The sequence below is a fragment of the Faecalibacterium sp. i25-0019-C1 genome (assembly GCF_042854225.1).
In the GTDB taxonomy this organism is placed as follows: domain Bacteria; phylum Bacillota; class Clostridia; order Oscillospirales; family Ruminococcaceae; genus Faecalibacterium; species Faecalibacterium taiwanense.
Genome location: NZ_AP031428.1, coordinates 2252089 through 2268317 on the forward strand (window position 1 = coordinate 2252089; position 16229 = coordinate 2268317).

Sequence of the window (16229 nt, forward strand, 5' to 3'; positions counted from 1 at the left end):
CATGTTGGTTTTCTCCATGAATTTTATAACGCGGCCCAAGGTGGTGTCCCCGGTTTGCCGCGGGATCGGTCAGATGATCTGCTCCGACAGGGCTTTCAACTCTTTGCACTCGGTCTCGATGTCGTCTGCTGCAAAGATGGCGCTCACAAGGGCCACGCCATCCACACCGGTGCCCTTGAGCTGCAGGATGTTCTCCTTGTGGATGCCGCCAATGGCCACCACCGGGATGTCCACGGCATCACAGATGGCCTTCAGGGTCTCGTGGGGCAGAACGTCCACATCGGTCTTGGTGTGGGTGGCAAAGGCTGCGCCCACGCCAAGGCAGTCTGCGCCGTGCTTGACGGCTTCCCGTGCTTCCTCCACACTGTGGACGGAAACGCCGATCATCATACCGTCGCCCACACGGGCGCGCACCTGCGCTGCGGCCATATCCTCCTGCCCCACGTGCACACCCTCGGCGTGGCAGCGGATGGCAATGTCCACATTGTCGTTCACAAAGAACGGCACGCCGTAGCGCTGGCACAGAGCATGGATCTCCACAGCCTCTTTCAGAAAAGCTTCGTCGTCCAGCTCTTTTTCACGCAGCTGCACACAGGTGACACCGCCCTTCAGGGCGCTCTCCACCTGTTCATAGAGGGTCTGCTTTCCCACCCATGCGCGGTCGGTGACGGCATACAGAAGCATGTTCTGCTTATCGCACTTCATAGTTTGCTCCTTCTTCCAGCTGATCCGGGGTCATATTGTAAATGGCATCGATGATATAATTGCGGTAGGTGGAGTTGCCGTCCAGCGGGGTCAGGCGTTTGTGGGCGGTCTCGCCCGCAAGGCCCATGGCGCACACTGCGGCTGCAGCAGCTTCCAGCGGATGGCCGGGGTTGGCGGTAACGAAAGCCGCCGTCAAGGCCGAAAGCTGGCAGCCCGTACCGGTGATGCTGCTCATCATGGCATTGCCGTTGCGGATGCAGTAGGCTTTTTCGGCATCGGCCACGATGTCGATGGCACCGGTAATGGCAATAACGGCACCCGTCTGGGCTGCAAAGGCCTTGGCAAAGGCCACGGCACTGTCCAGATTGGCCTCAGTAACTTTATCGGCCACATCGGCATCCACGCCCTTGGTGGTTCCCGCGCCGGAGGCCAGCGTTTTGATCTCCGAGATGTTGCCGCGGATCACGGTGAACTTTACGTCCCTGAGCAGGCGGAAAGCCGTGTCGGTGCGCAGGCGGGATGCACCCGCACCCACCGGGTCCAGCACCACAGGATGGCCCAGCTGGTTTGCCTTTTTGCCCGCCAGCAGCATGCTGGTGATGGTGCGGCTGTTCAGGGTGCCGATGTTGATGTTCAGACCGCCGCAGATGGTGGTGATATCCTCCACCTCGGCGGCATCGTCGGCCATGATGGGCGAAGCACCGCAGGCCAGCACCATGTTGGCGCAGTCGTTCACGGTGACGTAGTTGGTAATGTTATGGATGAGCGGGCAGGTGCGGCGCAGGTTCTCGAATTCTGTTTTGAACATTCGGGTGCCCCTCCGTCAGGAAAGACTGTTCTGCATGGAGCGCAGAGCGCCGGAGCGCTGCAGGCTGTACACCAGCACGCCCGCAATGATGGAACCCACTGCAGTGGAGATGAGGAACGGCACGATGTAGGCATAGAACGCGATGTCGCCGGCGCTCTTGCCCATGAGGAAGATGGCCACCGGGTAAGCGCACAGGCCGCCCAGAATGCTGGTGCCGAACACCTCGCCCACCATGGTGGCAAGGATGTTTTTGGTCTTATGGTACACAAGGCCGCACAGCAGTGCGCCGAACATGCTGCCGGGGAAGGCCATCAGGCTGCCCAGACCCAGCAGATTGCGCAGCAGCGAAGCCACAAAGGCCACGCCCACGCCCCACCACGGGCCAAGCAGCACCGCGCAGGTCACATTGACCATGTGCTGGATGGGTGCACATTTGCTGCCGAACATGGGGAAGCTGAATACGCTGCCCACCACGCACAGAGCGCACAGCATGCCGGCCAGCGCCAGCTTTTTCACAGAGAGTTTTTTCATAAGGCAAGGCTCCTTTCCAAACCTGCGGAAGCAGCAAAAACCATACAGCGCCTCCGCAAACAGCCCGCACCCGGTGCCAGACCCGGCGCAGGAACTATAAGAAGCGGTCGAGACTTTCTGGTCTCCTCTCACGCCGGAACACGGCTTCCCATCGCTGACGGTCACAAAGCTCAGGGCGCTCCCCCTCAGCCCGCTGCGGCACTTCCGCAGAAAAGTACAAGGCATCCTCCTTAATGGTAATCGGTACACAACAAAAAAAACAGGAGACACCTTCCGCGGTGCCTCCTGCAAAAAATCATCCATTCTGACTTCCTACGGCGGCATTATCCGCATCAGGTAAAAGGGTCGAAGTTTAGGTACTTCCTCTCAGCCTGCTTCACAAGCTCCCCTGTATTTGATTGTGACTGTATTTTACACCCTTTGCGCACAAATTGCAAGAGGGGGCAAAGGCGCGCACAGCGGTGCAAAACGTTTTTCACGCAGTTTTTGGGGCGTTTCACGCAGGTTTTATTGAAAAAGAAGGTGAAATATGGTATTTTCAAGGCGGACGCATACCCCCCCCCCGTAAGCAAAAAGGAGGAATTCCATATGAAGCAGACGACCCTGACCCAAAGGCTGCTTTCGGCCCTCGTGGCGCTGTGCATGGTGCTGAGCGTGTGCGCACCCGCCTTTGCGGATGTGACCGACCCTGATATGGCCAAGGCCGCACAGTGGTGCACCGAGCAGGGCACCATGGGTGCCAAGGGCGACCGCTTTGAACCCGAAGGCTGGACCCCGAAGTTCAAGGTGATCGAAGTGTGGAACAAGGCGTTCCCCGCAGCCTGATGCCGGCAGTGTGGATGCCGTGCTCAGTTCGGACCTTTTCCGTGAAAATGGGGCTGTTGCAAAATAGCTCTCTGAAAAAATCATGAACAAAACCCGGAACCTTTTCTCGGCCAAAACGGCTCAAAAAGGGTTCCGGGTTTTTGATGTTATGCTGTTTCCGCCTTATCCGTTCCACCCTCTGGCAGAGGGGTCCAGCATTTCGGTGGCAGAGTAAATGAGGGCGTTGCAGATGGCTGCAGCCACATTGCTGCCGCCTTTGCGGCCCATGGCGGCGATGGCAGGCACGCCGTATCGCTCGCAGGCGGCAAACAGTACTTCCTTGCTTTCCACCACATTCACAAACCCCACCGGCACGCCAATGACCAGTGCAGGCCGCAGACCGGCTTCCATTTCCTCCGCAATGGTCAAAAGGGCCGTGGGCGCATTGCCAATGGCCAGAATGGCCCCCGGGTGCTCCCGGGCAGCGCGGTGCATGGCGGCAACGGCACGGGTGGTGCCCGCCTGCTTTGCGGCTTCGGCCACAGCGGGGTCTGCCATGTAGCAGATGGCTTCACCGTTCAGTTTTTTCAGGCCCGGCTTTGTGATGCCCGCCAGCGCCATATTAGTGTCGGTAACGATGAAAGCACCCGCGTGCAGGGCCTTGACTGCGGCTTCCACCGCGCCGGGTGTAAAGCGCAGATTTTTGGCATAGTCGAAATCCGCGGTGGTGTGGATGACCCGCTTGACCACCGCAGCCGTCTCCGGCGGCGGGGTCAGGCCCAGCTCGTCCAGTTCCCTTGTGATAATGGAGATGCTCGTCCGTTCAATGTCGGCGGGCAGATGATGCTGCGGTGTCATGTGTTGTCTCCTTTTTGCATTCCCATAGCGGCATAGATGGCGGGCATATCCAGTGCCGCACGCACACCATCGGCAAGCAGATCAAGCTGCTGCTGACGGTACTGCTCCATGGGGATAAGCTCGGCCCCGGCCGGATCGATGCCCTTCCGTTTGCACAAAAATGCGGTCAGTTTTTCGGTCAGTTCGCCGGTGTCGAACAGGCCGTGCAGGTAGGTACCGAATACACCGTCCTGCACACAGCCCTCCGGCGTGCCGTCTGCAAGGATGCAGAACGCACTGCCCCGCACCTCGGTGCGGCCTGCGTGGATCTCGTAGCCCGTCAGCTTTGCGCCTGCAAAGGGTTCTGTGGTCACACAGGCTGCGGTCTGGGTCAGGTGCTTTTCGGTGCCGAACACCGTCGTGGTGGGCAGCAGGCCAAGGCCCCGCAGGGTGCAGGGGGTGCCGCTCTCCTCCCCTGCCGGGTCGCAGAGCTGTTCGCCCAGCATCTGGTAGCCGCCGCACACGCCCAGCACCGGCGTACCGGCTGCCGAAAGCCTGAGCACCGCCGCTTCCAGTCCGCTTTCCCGCAGCCAGCGCAGGTCGTCCATGGTGTTCTTGGTACCGGGCAGGATGACGAGATCCGGTGCACCCAGCTGGCGGGTGCGCTGCACATACCGCACGCCCAGCAGCGGGTGCTGTTCCAGCGGGATAAAGTCGGTGAAGTTGGACACATGCGGCAGGCGCAGGATGGCGATATCCAGCGGCTTGACCGCAGCTTTTGTGTCCAGCCGGTCGGAGAGGGAGTCCTCGTCCTCGATCTCCACCCGCAGGTACGGCACTACGCCCAGCACGGGCAGCTGCGTTTTTTCTTCCAGCATGGCAAGGCCGGGCCGCAGGATCTCCACATCGCCCCGGAACTTGTTGATGATGAGCCCCCTGATGCGGGCACGCTCGTCGGCTTCCAGCAGCTCCACAGTGCCGTACAGCTGCGCGAATACGCCGCCCCGGTCGATATCGCCCGCCAGCAGCACCGGCGCATCCACCAGCTTTGCAAGGCCCATGTTCACGATATCGTCGGCTTTCAGGTTGATCTCTGCCGGGCTGCCCGCGCCTTCGATCACGATGATGTCGTTCTCGGCGGCAAGGCTGTTGTAGGCTTCCAGAATGTCCGGGATAAGGCTGCGCTTCATTTTAAAGTAGGCGGCGGCAGGCATCTGGCCCCGGGCCTTGCCGTTCACGATCACCTGACTGCCCACATCGCTGCTGGGCTTGAGCAGGATGGGGTTCATGCGCACATCCGGCTCCACGCCTGCAGCCTGTGCCTGCACCACCTGCGCACGGCCCATCTCTGCACCGTTGCGAGTGACAAAGCTGTTCAGGGCCATGTTCTGGCTTTTGAAAGGGGCCACGCGGTAGCCATCCTGTGCAAAGATGCGGCACAGCGCCGCGCACAGCAGGCTTTTGCCCGCACCGCTCATGGTGCCCTGCACCATAATGCATTTTGCCTTGCTCATTGTGCCACCTCCGGCAGGGTTTCGGCCAGCAGTGCAAGCAGCTGCCGGTTCTCGTTTTCTGTGCGCACGGCGGTGCGGTACCAGCTGGCATCAAGGCCCGGATAATTGCCGCAGCTGCGCAGTACCGCACCCTTGCGGCGCAGCGCTTCGCCCAGCGCTTCCGGCGCGCGGAACAGCAGATAGTTAGCCCGGCCCTCGATCACCCGCAGGCCCAGCGCCCGCAGGCCGTCTGCCAGCACAGGCCGCTGTGCTTCGATCAATGCACGCACCTTCGCCACATATTCCGTCTCGTCCAGCGCAGCGATGCCCGCCGCCTGTGCCAGACTGGAAACCGCCCACGGCTGGCCCGCTGCCCGCATCCGGGCAAGCAGCTCTGTATCAGAGCACAGGCAATAGCCCAGACGCACGCCTGCCATGCCGTAAAGCTTGGTGAAGGCTTTTAAAATAATCAGTTTTTTGCTGTTTTTCAGCAGATGCTTTGCCGAAAGGCCTTCGCCCTCCGGCAGAAAATCCAGAAAGCATTCGTCCACGGCCAGCACCGCACCCACGGCTTCGCATCTGCGTAGCAGCGCTTCCACAAGGGCAGGCTCTGCCAGCTGGCCGGTGGGGTTGTTGGGCTGACAGAGGAACACCATATTTGTACCCGGGTGCACCGCGTTCAGGAGATCTTTCGTCACCGCAAAATCGTTTTCTTCCCGCAAAAAATGCCGTTCCACCGTGCAGCCTGCCGTTTCAAGGGCGGTGGCATACTCGGCAAAAGTGGGGGCCGTTACCAGTGCAGTGCGGGGCTTTGCAGCCAGCGCCAGTCGGAAGATGAGGTCTGCCGCGCCGTTGCCGCACAGCAGCCATTCGGCGGGCACTCCCTCAGCCACCGCCAGTTTTTCAAGCAGGGCCCGGCACAGCGGGTCGGGGTAGCGGTCGGCCGTGGCAAGCGCTGCCGTAATGGCCTTTGCCACCCCTTCCGGCAGCCCCAGCGGACTGACATTGGCCGAAAAATCCAGCGGGTCGCGGCCAAACTCGGCGCGGTAGCCCGCCCAGTCGCCGCCATGGGTCAATTGTTTCATGCAAGGAACCCCCGTATCGCTGCACCCCATGCCAGCGCAAAGCCGCTTGCCACATACATCATGCGGTTGGCGCGCAGGATGTCCTGCGGCTCAATGGGGCGCAGGGCATCACCGATGGTAGGCTTGGGGTAATATTCGCCAAAATAGTAAGCCGGGCCGGCCAGCTGCACGCCCAGTGCACCGGCGCAGGCGCTTTCGGTCTGGGCGCTGTTGGGGCTGGCGTGGTTGCGCCGGTCCCGCCGCCAGATGCGCCATGCACCTTTGGCATCGTTGCCGGTAAAGGCCGCAGCGGCCACCCACAAAAGAGCGGCAAGGCGGCTGGGGATGTAGTTGGCCACATCGTCCAGCTTCGCGGCTGCGCGGCCAAAATAAAGGTACTTTTCGTTCTTGTAGCCCAGCATGCTGTCCATGGTGTTGATGGCCTTGTAGGTCAGCGCCAGCGGTGCCCCGCCGATGAGCATATACAGCAGCGGCGCAATGACGCCGTCGCTGGCATTTTCGGCCACCGTTTCCACCGCAGCTTTGGTCACACCCTCTGCGGTCAGGTTCTGGGTGTCGCGGCCCACGATGCGGCTCACGGCTTTGCGAGCGGCGGGCAGGTCGTTTTTAATAAGCTGAGCGTACACATTCCTGCTCTCCTGCGCAAGGCCCCTTGCCGCCAGCGCCTGCCCGCACCAGAACATCTGCACCGCAAGGCCCAGCCACGGGCTGAGCTTTGCCGCCGCCAGACACACAAGGCTCGTGACCAGAAAGGTGCCCACCGGCAGGCAGAACGCCGTCACAGCACCGCCCAACAGCTCGCCCTGCGGGGTGCCGGGCAGGCGGGCGCGCAGGAACTTTTCCAGCCGGGAAATGCATCTGCCCATGAGCACCACCGGGTGCGGCAGCCACGCCGGGTCGCCGAAGAGGGCGTCCAGCACAAAACCGCCGACAACTGCCTGAAGGATCATGCCCTGCTCTCCTTTGTGTACTGGACGGTCTTCACGAGATACAGCAGATGCTTTTCCGTCCAGTCCTTTGCATCCAGCACAAAGCCGCCCGCGTTAGGTCCGCACCATGCGTAATAGTCCCTGTGGGGGACGGCAAACCGCTCCATGGCGGCCATCTGGGTGCCGCCGTGGGCCAGAATGACCAGCCGCTCTTCGCCTGCGGCAAGAGCTTTATCGATCAGCTCTGCCACAGTGCGGCAGATGCGGTCTGAAAAATCCGTCTTGCGCTCTCCGTCCGGGCAGGGGCTTTCGCAGTTGGCCTTCACCCATGCCTGATACTCGGGGTCCTTTTCCATCTCGATGAAATTGCGGCCCTCAAAGCTGCCAAAGCACATCTCTTTCAGGCCGTCCACCGGCACAAGCTTCGCCTCCGGGAACAGGATGCGCGCCGTCTGGCTGGTGCGCTGCAAGGTGGAAACATAGACCACATCGGGGTCAAAATCTGCCCGGCGCAGCTGGGCAGCGCCTTCGGGTGAGAGCGGGATGTCGCGCTGGCCCTGATAACGCTTCTGGGCGTTGTATTCCGTCTGGCCATGACGCAGAAGATAGATCAGCATTGAGACAATTCTCCTTTCAAAACCGTTGGGATGCCGCAGAACATCTGCACCACGCACTCTGCCCGTGCGGCCAGCAGGCAGGCAAGCCTGCCCGCCGCCTCGCGGTCTGCGCGCTGTTTGACATCCATCGGCACAACACCGCCGCCTACCTCGGTGGCGATGAGGATATCGTATTCATGGGCAAGCTTGTCTGCCAAGGCAGGCAGGTCGGCGGCATCGGCAGCCAATACCTGCACGTCCGAAAGACGCTTGCCAGGAAGTGTTTGCGCAAAGGTGCGCTTGCCGCTGTAGAGCGGCCCGGTAATAAAGATCATAGCAGCCCTCCCCACTGGCAGGCACACAGCGCCGCCAGCATCCAGAGCTCGGCCTTTTGCAAAAACCACCCGGCAAGGTCGCCGGTGATGCCGCCGAACTGTTTCCGGCTCACGGCATGGTAGCGCCAGAGCACCGCCAGCGCTGCCAGCACCAGCGCCCAGCCGCCCAGCGCCGCCATACCCACGCACAGCACTGCGGCCAGCACCGCCAGCACCCGGCGCACCACAGTTTTGTCTGCTGCAGTGGCAAAGGTGTGTGCAAGACCGGTGTTTTTTGCCATGGGGAACGATGCCACCGCAAGGCCCGAAAGCGCCCGTTCCAGCACCAGTGCCAGAACCCACAGCACACCCACGCGGGGTGTAAAACTCACACAGGTGCACAGGGCAAAATAGGCCAGAAAATAGCTGCACAGCCGGATGACCGCAAAGGCACCGCAATGGGGGTCTTTTAATATTTCCAGCTTCTTTTCTCGGTCGCCGTAGCTGGAAAGGGCATCGCAGGTGTCGGCATAGCCGTCCAGATGGATGCCGCCGGTGATCCATACCGGGATCAGCGCAAAGCCTGCCGCCTTGGCAAGGCCCGGCAGGGGCAGCGCGCCACACACACACCACGCCGCACCAATAACGACACCAATGAGCGGGAAGGCGCACATGGCGTAGCGCATATTCTTTTCGTTCCATTCGAACTGCGGCACCGGGATGGCCGAAAACATGGCAAAGGCCACCGCAATGGTCTGCAAAACGATCATTTTTCCACTCCTTTATAGTACACGGGGATGCCGCATACCACCCGCACCACCGCATCTGCCCGGGCGGCAAAGGCATTGTTTACCTGCGCCAGTGCCAGCAGATAGCGGCCTGTGTCACCGGCATAGTCGGCCCCGCCGCTGAACACCTCGTTGGAAACAACGATGAGGTTTTCGCACTGGGCTGCAAGGCTTTCCAGCCCGTGCAGGATGGCTTTGGCCGCGTTTTCCCCTGCTCCCGCCGGGTCGTACAGCTCGTTGGCCGCAAGGTTGCCCAGGTCTTCCAGCAAGGCGGTGCCCCGCGCAGGCAGGCGCATATTGTCCAGATGCAAGGGACACTCCACCGTTTCAAACTGCTTTGCGGCCCGCATTTTGCGGTGTTTTTCCACCCGGGCGGCACACTCGGCATCCCACACCTGCATGGTGGCAAGATAGTAGCGGGGGCCGGTGGTTTTCAGCACAAGGCTCTCGGCATATTCACTTTTGCCGCTGGCCGCGCCGCCCAGAACCAGCGTCAACATTGGGGCGTATACGGCGCAATGCCGCCCTCCGCAAAGGAGTAGCACCCGCCGTATACGGCCAGCGCCATATCCCACAGCGGGATGCTGGCCACCGCGCCGGTGCCCTCGCCCAGATGCAGCCCCGCCGTAATGATGGGTGCCTTGCCCAGTGCTTCCAGCACGATGCGCGCGGCAGGCTCTGCCGAGCAGTGGCTTGCAAACACAGCCTTTGCCGCCGCCGGACACAGCCGCACGGCGCACAGCGCGGCCACCCCGCTGATAAAGCCATCTGCCAGCACCGGCACACCGGCCAGTGCACCGCCCAGAAACACACCGCACAGGCCCGCGATATCAAAGCCGCCAAGCTTTGCAAGAACATCCAATGTGTCTTCCGGGTCCGGCTCATTGCAAAGGATGCCGCGGCAGATGGCATCCACCTTGCGGGCAAGCCCTTCGTCCGAGAGGCCCGCACCGCGCCCGGTCATAAGCTCCACGGGCTGGCCCAGCAGCACTGCCGCCACCGCGCTGGAGGTGGTGGTATTGCCAATGCCCATTTCACCGGTGGCGATGAGCCTGTAGCCATCCTCTGCCAGTTCCCGGGCAAGGGCAATGCCCTCCCCAACGGCCTGCACGGCCTCGGCCCGGCTCATGGCAGGGCCTTGGGTAAAATCCGCCGTGCCTGCGGCAATGCGGCAGCTGCGCACGCCGGGCACCGGTTCGCCTGCCATGCCCATATCCACGGGCAGAACATCGCAGTGGGCCGTGCGGGCCATCTGGCACACACTGGTGCGCCGCATGGCAAGGTTTTCGGCCACGGCACGGGTCACTTCCTGCCCGGTCTGGCTCACGCCCTGCGCCACCACGCCGTTATCCGCGCAGAGCACCACCACCACCCGGCGGGAAAGATCAAGCTCCGCACTGCCGGTAAGGGCGGCGGCATCCTCCAGCATGGTCTCCAGCCGGCCCAACCCGCCCAGAGGCTTTGCAAGGTTGCCCCAGTGGGCGTGTGCCGCCGCGCGGGCAGCTTCGTTGGCAGGGGTGATACCCGCCAAAAGTGCATTCAGTTCCGTTTCGGTCATTTAGGTCATCCTTTTGTTTTGCTGTATCGTTCTGCCGCGCGCACAAAGCGGCCCGGCAGGGGCGTGCCCGCCCAGTATAAATGCGGGAACCCCGCATAGAAATTCTCGTTTGCAAAGCCGCATTCCCACTGCATTTTTTCGTTTTTGCAGGCAGTAAATGCAGTGCCGTTTGCGGTGGAATCCCAGTGGTGGAATTCGTGGATGGGCAGCGTTTCTCCGGCGCAGAAGAGCATGCTGTCCGCCTTGGCAGTCATTTCGGCATAGCCAAAGCGCACCAGCCTTCCCACCCGGATGCCATCGCCCGGCAGAACATCTGCCATGGGCCACGCCTTACCGTCGGCATCCTCAAGGCTCCGGCCCAGATACAAAAAGCCGCCGCATTCGGCCGTTGTGGGCAGGCCCGCCTGCACGGCCTGCCGGATGGAAGCCAGCATGGTTTTGTTTTCACTCAGAGTTTTGGCGTACAGCTCCGGGTAGCCGCCGGGCAGATACAGCCCACCTATATTTTCCGGCAAAACCGCATCCTGTACCGGGCTGAAAAGCACAAGCTCCGCCCCGGCATCCCGCAGTGCGTCCAGCGTTTCGGCATAGGTAAAGCAGAACGCCTCGTCCTTTGCCACCGCAATGCGGACGGATGTGGGTGCAGCTGCTCCCGGCAAAGCTTCCGGCGCAGGCTTTTCGGTCAGCACGGCAAGGCGCTGCCAATCCAGCACCAGTGCATCGGCCAGCAGGGCGATCTTTTCCTGCAGGTCGGCAATTTCATCTGCAGTCTTCAGGCCGAGGTGTCGGCTTTCTACCGCTGCCTGCGGCAAATGGGGCAGATAACCCAGCACCGGCAGGCCGGTCTCCCTTTCCAGCAGGGCCTTGAGCATTTTATACAGCTTTTCGGAACAATCATTGAGCAGGATGCCCGAAACATGGCTGTTTTTGCGGAAGTTCACAAGGCCCTGAATTTGCGCGGCCAGCGTCACGCTGGCACCCTTGGGCTGTACCACCAGCAGCACCGGTAGGCCCAGCGTATCCGCCAGTTCCCAAGCGCTGGCACGGGTGGTCAGGCCCTGACCATCATAAAAGCCCATAGCGCCCTCGCACACGGCGGCACCATGCCCGGCGGCATAGCGGGCAAAAATGGCCCGCACCATATCCCTGTTGGAAAGAAACAGATCCAGATTGTGGCTGTCCACCTGCAGAGCCGAGCGGTGGAACATGGGGTCGATGTAGTCCGGCCCGCTTTTGAACGCACAGGGGTCGGCCCCGCGCTTTTTCAGCGCCGCCAGCACTGCACAGGCAACAGTGGTCTTGCCGCTGCCGGAAGAAGGCGCGGCGATGAGGAATTGCATCATTTGCGTGTACCCGTAATGAGGAAGATGGGGTTATTGGCCATGAGCAGGTGCAGTCGGCCCGCCGGTTTTGTGCGGCTGACGGCGATCTGCGTTACCTCTGCGGTCAGGCCCCGGGCCGTGAGGGCGGCAATGGCAGCGCCCAGCGTTTCCAGCGCAATGGCCGAAATGCAGATGCGTGCGTTCGGATTCTTGCCGAGCACTTCATCCAGCACGGCTTCCATGCCGCCCTTGGTGCCGCCGATGAACACGGCATCCGGCGCAGGCAGGTCTGCCAGCACATCCGGTGCGCGGCCCTCGATGAGGATGAGGTTGTAAGTTTGGAACTTTGCCCGGTTTTTACGGATCAGTTCACAGGCATCCGGTTCACACTCCACGGCGTAAACGCGGCCTTTGGGTGCCGCCAGCGCAAGCTCCACGCTCACACTGCCGGTGCCTGCGCCCACATCCCACAGAGTGTCGGTGGGCATTACCGCCAGCTTTGCCAGCGCAGCAGCGCGCACCTCCTGCTTGGTCATGGGCACCTCGCTCCGGATGAAGCTTTCGTCCGGGAAGCCCGGCGCACGCAGCTGCGGCAGATCAAAGTTTTCCACCAGAAGCACGCTGAGTTGTGCAAAGCTCTGCCCCGCCAGCTCTGCAGCAGAGCCGTAGCGGATGGCTTCCGCCTCGGTGCCAAGGTTTTCGCCCACCACGCCGTGGGCTTCGCCCATACCGGCATCGGTCAGCTTCTGGCACAGAGAGGCGGGCGTTTCAGTGCCGCCGGTGAGGAAGAACACCGAACGGTTCATCATGCACTCGGCCACCGGGTCGCAGGCGCAGCCATGGGCCGAGACCAGCCTCCAGTCCTGCCACGGTCGGCCCAGCGCCGCTGAAAGCAGCTGGATGCTGGAAACGCCCGGATACACCCGCGCGGGGATGCCCAGCGCCCGCAGCGGCGTGAGCAGACCGGACGCACCGGAGTAAAATCCGGTATCGCCGCTGTAAAGCACGGCAGCATCCTGCCCGGGGTTTTGTGCCAGTGTTTCCAGAATGTCAGCGGGCTGGTAGAGCGCGAACTGCCGGGCCATGCAGTCTGCAGGCAGGCCCGCCAGCAGCCGCTTTGCACCGAACACAAGGCCCGCGCTGCGCACAGCCTGCTGTGCCTGCTCCGAAAGGGCTTCCCATTTTCCGCTGCCCATGCCGATCAGTGTGACCATTGCAAAATCTCCTTGCAATACGCTAAAATTTGTGTTTCCGTCTCGCCAGTTTCCGGCGGGCGGCGCAGCACCACCAGCTGTGCACCGGTATCGGCAGCGGCCTGCACCTTCTCGGCAAAGCCGCCCGCTGCGCCGCCGTCCTTGGTGACGAGGTACCGGATCTGGAACTGTGTTATCAACGCCTTATTCAGCGCCAGACTGAACGGCCCCTGCATGGCAATGATGTTCCGGTGCGGGACATTGGCCGCTTCACAGGCGGCAATGCCCTCCGGCGTGGGCAGGACGCGCGGGTAAAGCCGCGCCGGTTCCAGCCCGGCAAACACAGCCAGCTCCTTGGCACCGGTGGCAAGCAGGATATTGCCCTCTGTCCCGGCCAGATATTCTGCAGCCTGCGCTGCTGTTTCAAACACCGCACAGCCGGGCGGCAAGGGGCTTTGCGCACGCAGCAGGCGGCGGTATTCCACGCTTGCCTGCACCGCTGCAGCACGGATGTTCCTGGTGGCATCCACTGCATAAGGGTGGGTGGCATCCACGCAGAGATCAGCTCCCGCCAGCAATGCCGCCATGGCATCCGGCTGCAGCCGCCCGGCGTGCACCGTGATGCCCGCCATTTCGCCCTGCTCCTCGGCACCCAGCGGCGTTGCCACGCACACCGTTACCGCAACGCCAAGCTCTGCCAGCTTTTTGGAAAAGCGGCGGCCCTCGGTGGTGCCGCTGAACACGACCGCCTTCACTTACGGTACCCCCGCGGCGTGACCATCCGGCCCGAAAGGGCGCGGGTATTGCTGTTGCCGATGTACACGGTGGTGAACATATCCACCGGCGTGTTTTCCAGCTCGGCCAGCGTCAGCACCCGGGCGCTCTGGCCCTCGCGGCCAATGTTGCGCACAAGGCCGCAGACGGTATCATCCGCCTTGCCGTTTGCGCGCAGGATGCGCACTGCCTTTTGCAGGTAGTCCGGCCTGCCCTTGGAGGAAGGATTATAGAGTGCAACACAGAAATCTCCCTGCGCTGCGCAGGCCAGCCGCTTTTCGATGACCTCCCACGGGGTAAGCCGGTCGGAAAGGGAGATCACGCAGAAATCGTGGGCCAGCGGCGCGCCCAGCACAGCCCCGCCGCTGAGGGCGGCCGTAAGGCCGGGCACCACTTCTACGGCAACGTCCGGGTAATCCTGCGCCAGTTCCAGCACAGGGCTGGCCATGCCGTAAACGCCTGCGTCGCCGCTGCACACCATCACCACGCGCCTGCCGGTATCCGCCTTTTCCAGCGCCCAGCGGCAGCGGTCGATCTCCTTGGTCATGCCGGTGGAATAATATTCCTCACATGGGAACTCCGGCTCGATCAGATCAAGATAAAGTTTATAGCCGCAGATGGCATCTGCGTGTTCCAGAACGTTCTGGGCTTCCTGCGTCAGGTAGTAAACATCTCCGGGGCCAATGCCCACCACGTAGACTACCTTTTCCGGTTCGTCGATTTCAAATTTCATCGGATCAAACATTCTGCCACCTCCAGTCCGGGGCATAGGGCCGCACGGCCAGCGCAAAGGTCACGCCGGTATGGGCATATTTGTGAAAAACGAGTGTCCCGTCTGCGGCCAGCACTGCCGACCGTTCACAGACATTGTCCACGCCGGTAACGCTCTGCACAAAGGCCGAAGGCGTAAAGCTGCCGGGGGCGGCACGCAGCTGTTCCGCTGTGAAAAACTGCACCGGCCAGCTGTGGCTCTTACAGAAGGTCAGCAGGCCCGCCTCGTTTTGTTTTAAGTCGATGCTTGCCGCCGCCGTGATGCATTGCGGCGCAAGGCGGTTCTGGGCACAGAAAGCTGCAAAGGCTTCGGCCAGCGTTTCGGTGCTGGTGCCGCGTTTGCAGCCCACGCCCAGCACGCCGATGCGCGGCACCAGATGCAGCGCATCCCCCGCCGGGCAGAGGGTGAGGGCAAAATCCGGGGCATCTCCCGCCGTGATCCCATCAGGCGGTGCACCAGCAATGGGCCAGTCGGATGCAAACTGCACCGTTTTGCCCGCCAGCAGTGCACCGCTGACAAGCTTGATGCGCTCCGGCTCCAGCACGGTGCAGTTCTGGTGCTTTGCCCACTCGTCCACCGCAAACACACCGTTTGCGTCGGTGGCTGTGGTGATCACCGGCACCGCACCGCACACAGCGGCAAGCGCCCGGGCAAGGTCGTTGGCACCGCCCAGGTGGCCTGAGAGGATGGGCACGGCAAAGCGGCCGCACTCGTCCAGCACCACAACGGCAGGGTCCTGCGCCTTGCTTTGGCAGTGGGGCGCAATGGCCCGCACCGCAATGCCCACAGCACCTACAAAAACAAGGGCATCGCTCCCGGCAAACTGGCGGGCCGTCCAATCGGCAAGGTGCACCTGCCCGGCTTCATGGCCGCAGCGGGCCACGCTGCCGGGATATGCCGCCGCCAGTTTTTGGGCCAGTGCAAGGCCCTTTGCCGTAAAGGCCAGATAGGCGCGGGTCACTGGTCTGTCCCCTTGCGGAACTCGGTGGTAAAGGCCGGGTCGTAGAGCTTGCTGCGCTCATAATTCCGCCCCAGAAAGCCGCCTGCCACAATGAGCGCCGTTTTGGTGATGCCCGCTGCATGAACGCTTTCCGCCAGCGTACCTACGGTGCAGCGCACCGTTTTTTCCTCCGGCCATGTGGCCTTATACACCACCGCTGCCGGGGTATCCGGCGTATAGGCACCGCCTTCCAGAAGCGCCTGCTGTACTTTGTCCACAAGGCCGATGGATAGGAAAATGACCATCGTTGCCCCGTGGGCGGCAAGGCTTGCCAGCTTTTCTTTTTCCGGCACCGGGGTGCGGCCCTCCATGCGGGTGATGATGACGGTCTGGCTGACGGTGGGCAGGGTGTACTCGGCGTTCAGTGCCGCCGCTGCGCCGCAGAAGCTGGACACACCGGGGGTATCATCGTAGGGAATGCCCTCGGCGTCCAGCACGTCCATCTGCTCCCGGATGGCACCGTAAAGGCAGGGGTCGCCGGTGTGCAGGCGCACGGTGATCTTACCCGCAGCTTCCATCTGCCGCATCACATCCAGCACCTGCTCCAGCGTCATTTCAGCGCTGTTATAAATGGCGCAATCTGCCTTTGCAAGGCCCAGCAGGGCCGGGTTCACCAGACTGCCCGCATAGATGATGCAGTCGGCTTTCTGAAGCAGGGCCGCGCCCCGCCGGGTGATGAGGTCCGGTGCGCCGGGGCCTGCACCAACAAAATGTACCATA

19 protein-coding genes and 1 riboswitch are annotated in these 16229 nt (G+C 62.1%); of the genes, 1 reads left to right on the forward strand and 18 read right to left on the reverse strand.

The annotated features are described in order from the left end of the window. Positions 1–69 precede the first annotated feature (69 nt). The 3 genes from thiE to thiW are packed head-to-tail and all read right to left on the reverse strand — an operon-like array spanning position 70 to position 2044. A complete protein-coding gene (gene thiE, locus ACGHUK_RS11170; RefSeq protein ID WP_118528985.1) occupies positions 70–705 on the reverse strand; it encodes a thiamine phosphate synthase in 636 nt (211 codons plus the stop codon). Further along, the gene (gene thiM / locus ACGHUK_RS11175; RefSeq protein ID WP_294648101.1) at positions 692–1513 is read right to left on the reverse strand and encodes a hydroxyethylthiazole kinase; all 822 of its coding nucleotides are present in this window, start codon (positions 1511–1513) and stop codon (positions 692–694) included. Before thiM ends, thiE begins: the two co-directional genes overlap by 14 nt. 15 nt (positions 1514–1528) lie before the next feature. Continuing rightward, a complete protein-coding gene (gene thiW / locus ACGHUK_RS11180) occupies positions 1529–2044 on the reverse strand; it encodes an energy coupling factor transporter S component ThiW (RefSeq protein ID WP_118528981.1) in 516 nt (171 codons plus the stop codon). 292 nt (positions 2045–2336) lie between these two features. Next, positions 2337–2444, reverse strand: a riboswitch (TPP riboswitch). 188 nt (positions 2445–2632) lie between these two features. Between thiW and ACGHUK_RS11185 the strand changes: the two genes are divergently transcribed. Further along, positions 2633–2869: a hypothetical protein gene (locus ACGHUK_RS11185; RefSeq protein WP_294648104.1), complete on the forward strand. Its 237-nt coding sequence runs from the start codon at positions 2633–2635 to the stop codon at positions 2867–2869. Positions 2870–3031: 162 nt separating this feature from the next. On the opposite strand, the gene ACGHUK_RS11190 is transcribed toward ACGHUK_RS11185, so the two are convergent. The 15 genes from ACGHUK_RS11190 to cobM are packed head-to-tail and all read right to left on the reverse strand — an operon-like array spanning position 3032 to position 16228. Further along, positions 3032–3706, reverse strand: coding sequence for a precorrin-8X methylmutase (locus tag ACGHUK_RS11190; RefSeq protein WP_005943225.1), 675 nt, complete (start codon positions 3704–3706; stop codon positions 3032–3034). Beyond that, positions 3703–5199: a cobyric acid synthase gene (locus ACGHUK_RS11195; RefSeq protein ID WP_390574329.1), complete on the reverse strand. Its 1497-nt coding sequence runs from the start codon at positions 5197–5199 to the stop codon at positions 3703–3705. Before ACGHUK_RS11195 ends, ACGHUK_RS11190 begins: the two co-directional genes overlap by 4 nt. Continuing rightward, positions 5196–6263: a pyridoxal phosphate-dependent aminotransferase gene (locus ACGHUK_RS11200; protein WP_390574331.1), complete on the reverse strand. Its 1068-nt coding sequence runs from the start codon at positions 6261–6263 to the stop codon at positions 5196–5198. The genes ACGHUK_RS11195 and ACGHUK_RS11200 overlap by 4 nt, the downstream gene beginning before the upstream one ends. After that, positions 6260–7213: an adenosylcobinamide-phosphate synthase CbiB gene (cbiB, locus tag ACGHUK_RS11205; protein ID WP_349935442.1), complete on the reverse strand. Its 954-nt coding sequence runs from the start codon at positions 7211–7213 to the stop codon at positions 6260–6262. The genes ACGHUK_RS11200 and cbiB overlap by 4 nt, the downstream gene beginning before the upstream one ends. Further along, positions 7210–7809 carry a histidine phosphatase family protein gene (locus ACGHUK_RS11210; protein ID WP_005943240.1) on the reverse strand — a complete coding sequence of 200 codons (600 nt, stop codon included), beginning with the start codon at positions 7807–7809 and terminating at the stop codon, positions 7210–7212. The genes cbiB and ACGHUK_RS11210 overlap by 4 nt, the downstream gene beginning before the upstream one ends. Beyond that, the gene (locus tag ACGHUK_RS11215; RefSeq protein ID WP_005943245.1) at positions 7803–8123 is read right to left on the reverse strand and encodes a bifunctional adenosylcobinamide kinase/adenosylcobinamide-phosphate guanylyltransferase; all 321 of its coding nucleotides are present in this window, start codon (positions 8121–8123) and stop codon (positions 7803–7805) included. The genes ACGHUK_RS11210 and ACGHUK_RS11215 overlap by 7 nt, the downstream gene beginning before the upstream one ends. Further along, positions 8120–8872: an adenosylcobinamide-GDP ribazoletransferase gene (locus ACGHUK_RS11220; protein ID WP_390574332.1), complete on the reverse strand. Its 753-nt coding sequence runs from the start codon at positions 8870–8872 to the stop codon at positions 8120–8122. The genes ACGHUK_RS11215 and ACGHUK_RS11220 overlap by 4 nt, the downstream gene beginning before the upstream one ends. Next, positions 8869–9390 carry a bifunctional adenosylcobinamide kinase/adenosylcobinamide-phosphate guanylyltransferase gene (locus ACGHUK_RS11225; protein WP_390574333.1) on the reverse strand — a complete coding sequence of 174 codons (522 nt, stop codon included), beginning with the start codon at positions 9388–9390 and terminating at the stop codon, positions 8869–8871. The genes ACGHUK_RS11220 and ACGHUK_RS11225 overlap by 4 nt, the downstream gene beginning before the upstream one ends. After that, the gene (gene cobT, locus ACGHUK_RS11230; protein WP_390574334.1) at positions 9384–10448 is read right to left on the reverse strand and encodes a nicotinate-nucleotide--dimethylbenzimidazole phosphoribosyltransferase; all 1065 of its coding nucleotides are present in this window, start codon (positions 10446–10448) and stop codon (positions 9384–9386) included. Before cobT ends, ACGHUK_RS11225 begins: the two co-directional genes overlap by 7 nt. Before the next feature lie 5 nt (positions 10449–10453). Next, complete coding sequence (locus ACGHUK_RS11235) at positions 10454–11791, reverse strand: cobyrinate a,c-diamide synthase (protein ID WP_223388856.1); 1338 nt, start codon at positions 11789–11791, stop codon at positions 10454–10456. Continuing rightward, positions 11788–12984, reverse strand: a complete 1197-nt coding sequence (cbiE, locus tag ACGHUK_RS11240; RefSeq protein ID WP_390574335.1) for a precorrin-6y C5,15-methyltransferase (decarboxylating) subunit CbiE — start codon at positions 12982–12984, stop codon at positions 11788–11790. The genes ACGHUK_RS11235 and cbiE overlap by 4 nt, the downstream gene beginning before the upstream one ends. Next, positions 12972–13718 carry a precorrin-6A reductase gene (cobK, locus tag ACGHUK_RS11245; RefSeq protein WP_390574336.1) on the reverse strand — a complete coding sequence of 249 codons (747 nt, stop codon included), beginning with the start codon at positions 13716–13718 and terminating at the stop codon, positions 12972–12974. The genes cbiE and cobK overlap by 13 nt, the downstream gene beginning before the upstream one ends. Beyond that, positions 13715–14482 carry a precorrin-3B C(17)-methyltransferase gene (cobJ, locus tag ACGHUK_RS11250; protein WP_349935446.1) on the reverse strand — a complete coding sequence of 256 codons (768 nt, stop codon included), beginning with the start codon at positions 14480–14482 and terminating at the stop codon, positions 13715–13717. The genes cobK and cobJ overlap by 4 nt, the downstream gene beginning before the upstream one ends. Continuing rightward, positions 14475–15470 carry a cobalt-precorrin 5A hydrolase gene (locus ACGHUK_RS11255; RefSeq protein WP_097775027.1) on the reverse strand — a complete coding sequence of 332 codons (996 nt, stop codon included), beginning with the start codon at positions 15468–15470 and terminating at the stop codon, positions 14475–14477. Before ACGHUK_RS11255 ends, cobJ begins: the two co-directional genes overlap by 8 nt. Then, a complete protein-coding gene (gene cobM, locus ACGHUK_RS11260) occupies positions 15467–16228 on the reverse strand; it encodes a precorrin-4 C(11)-methyltransferase (protein WP_005943270.1) in 762 nt (253 codons plus the stop codon). Before cobM ends, ACGHUK_RS11255 begins: the two co-directional genes overlap by 4 nt. Position 16229: the final 1 nt, after the last annotated feature.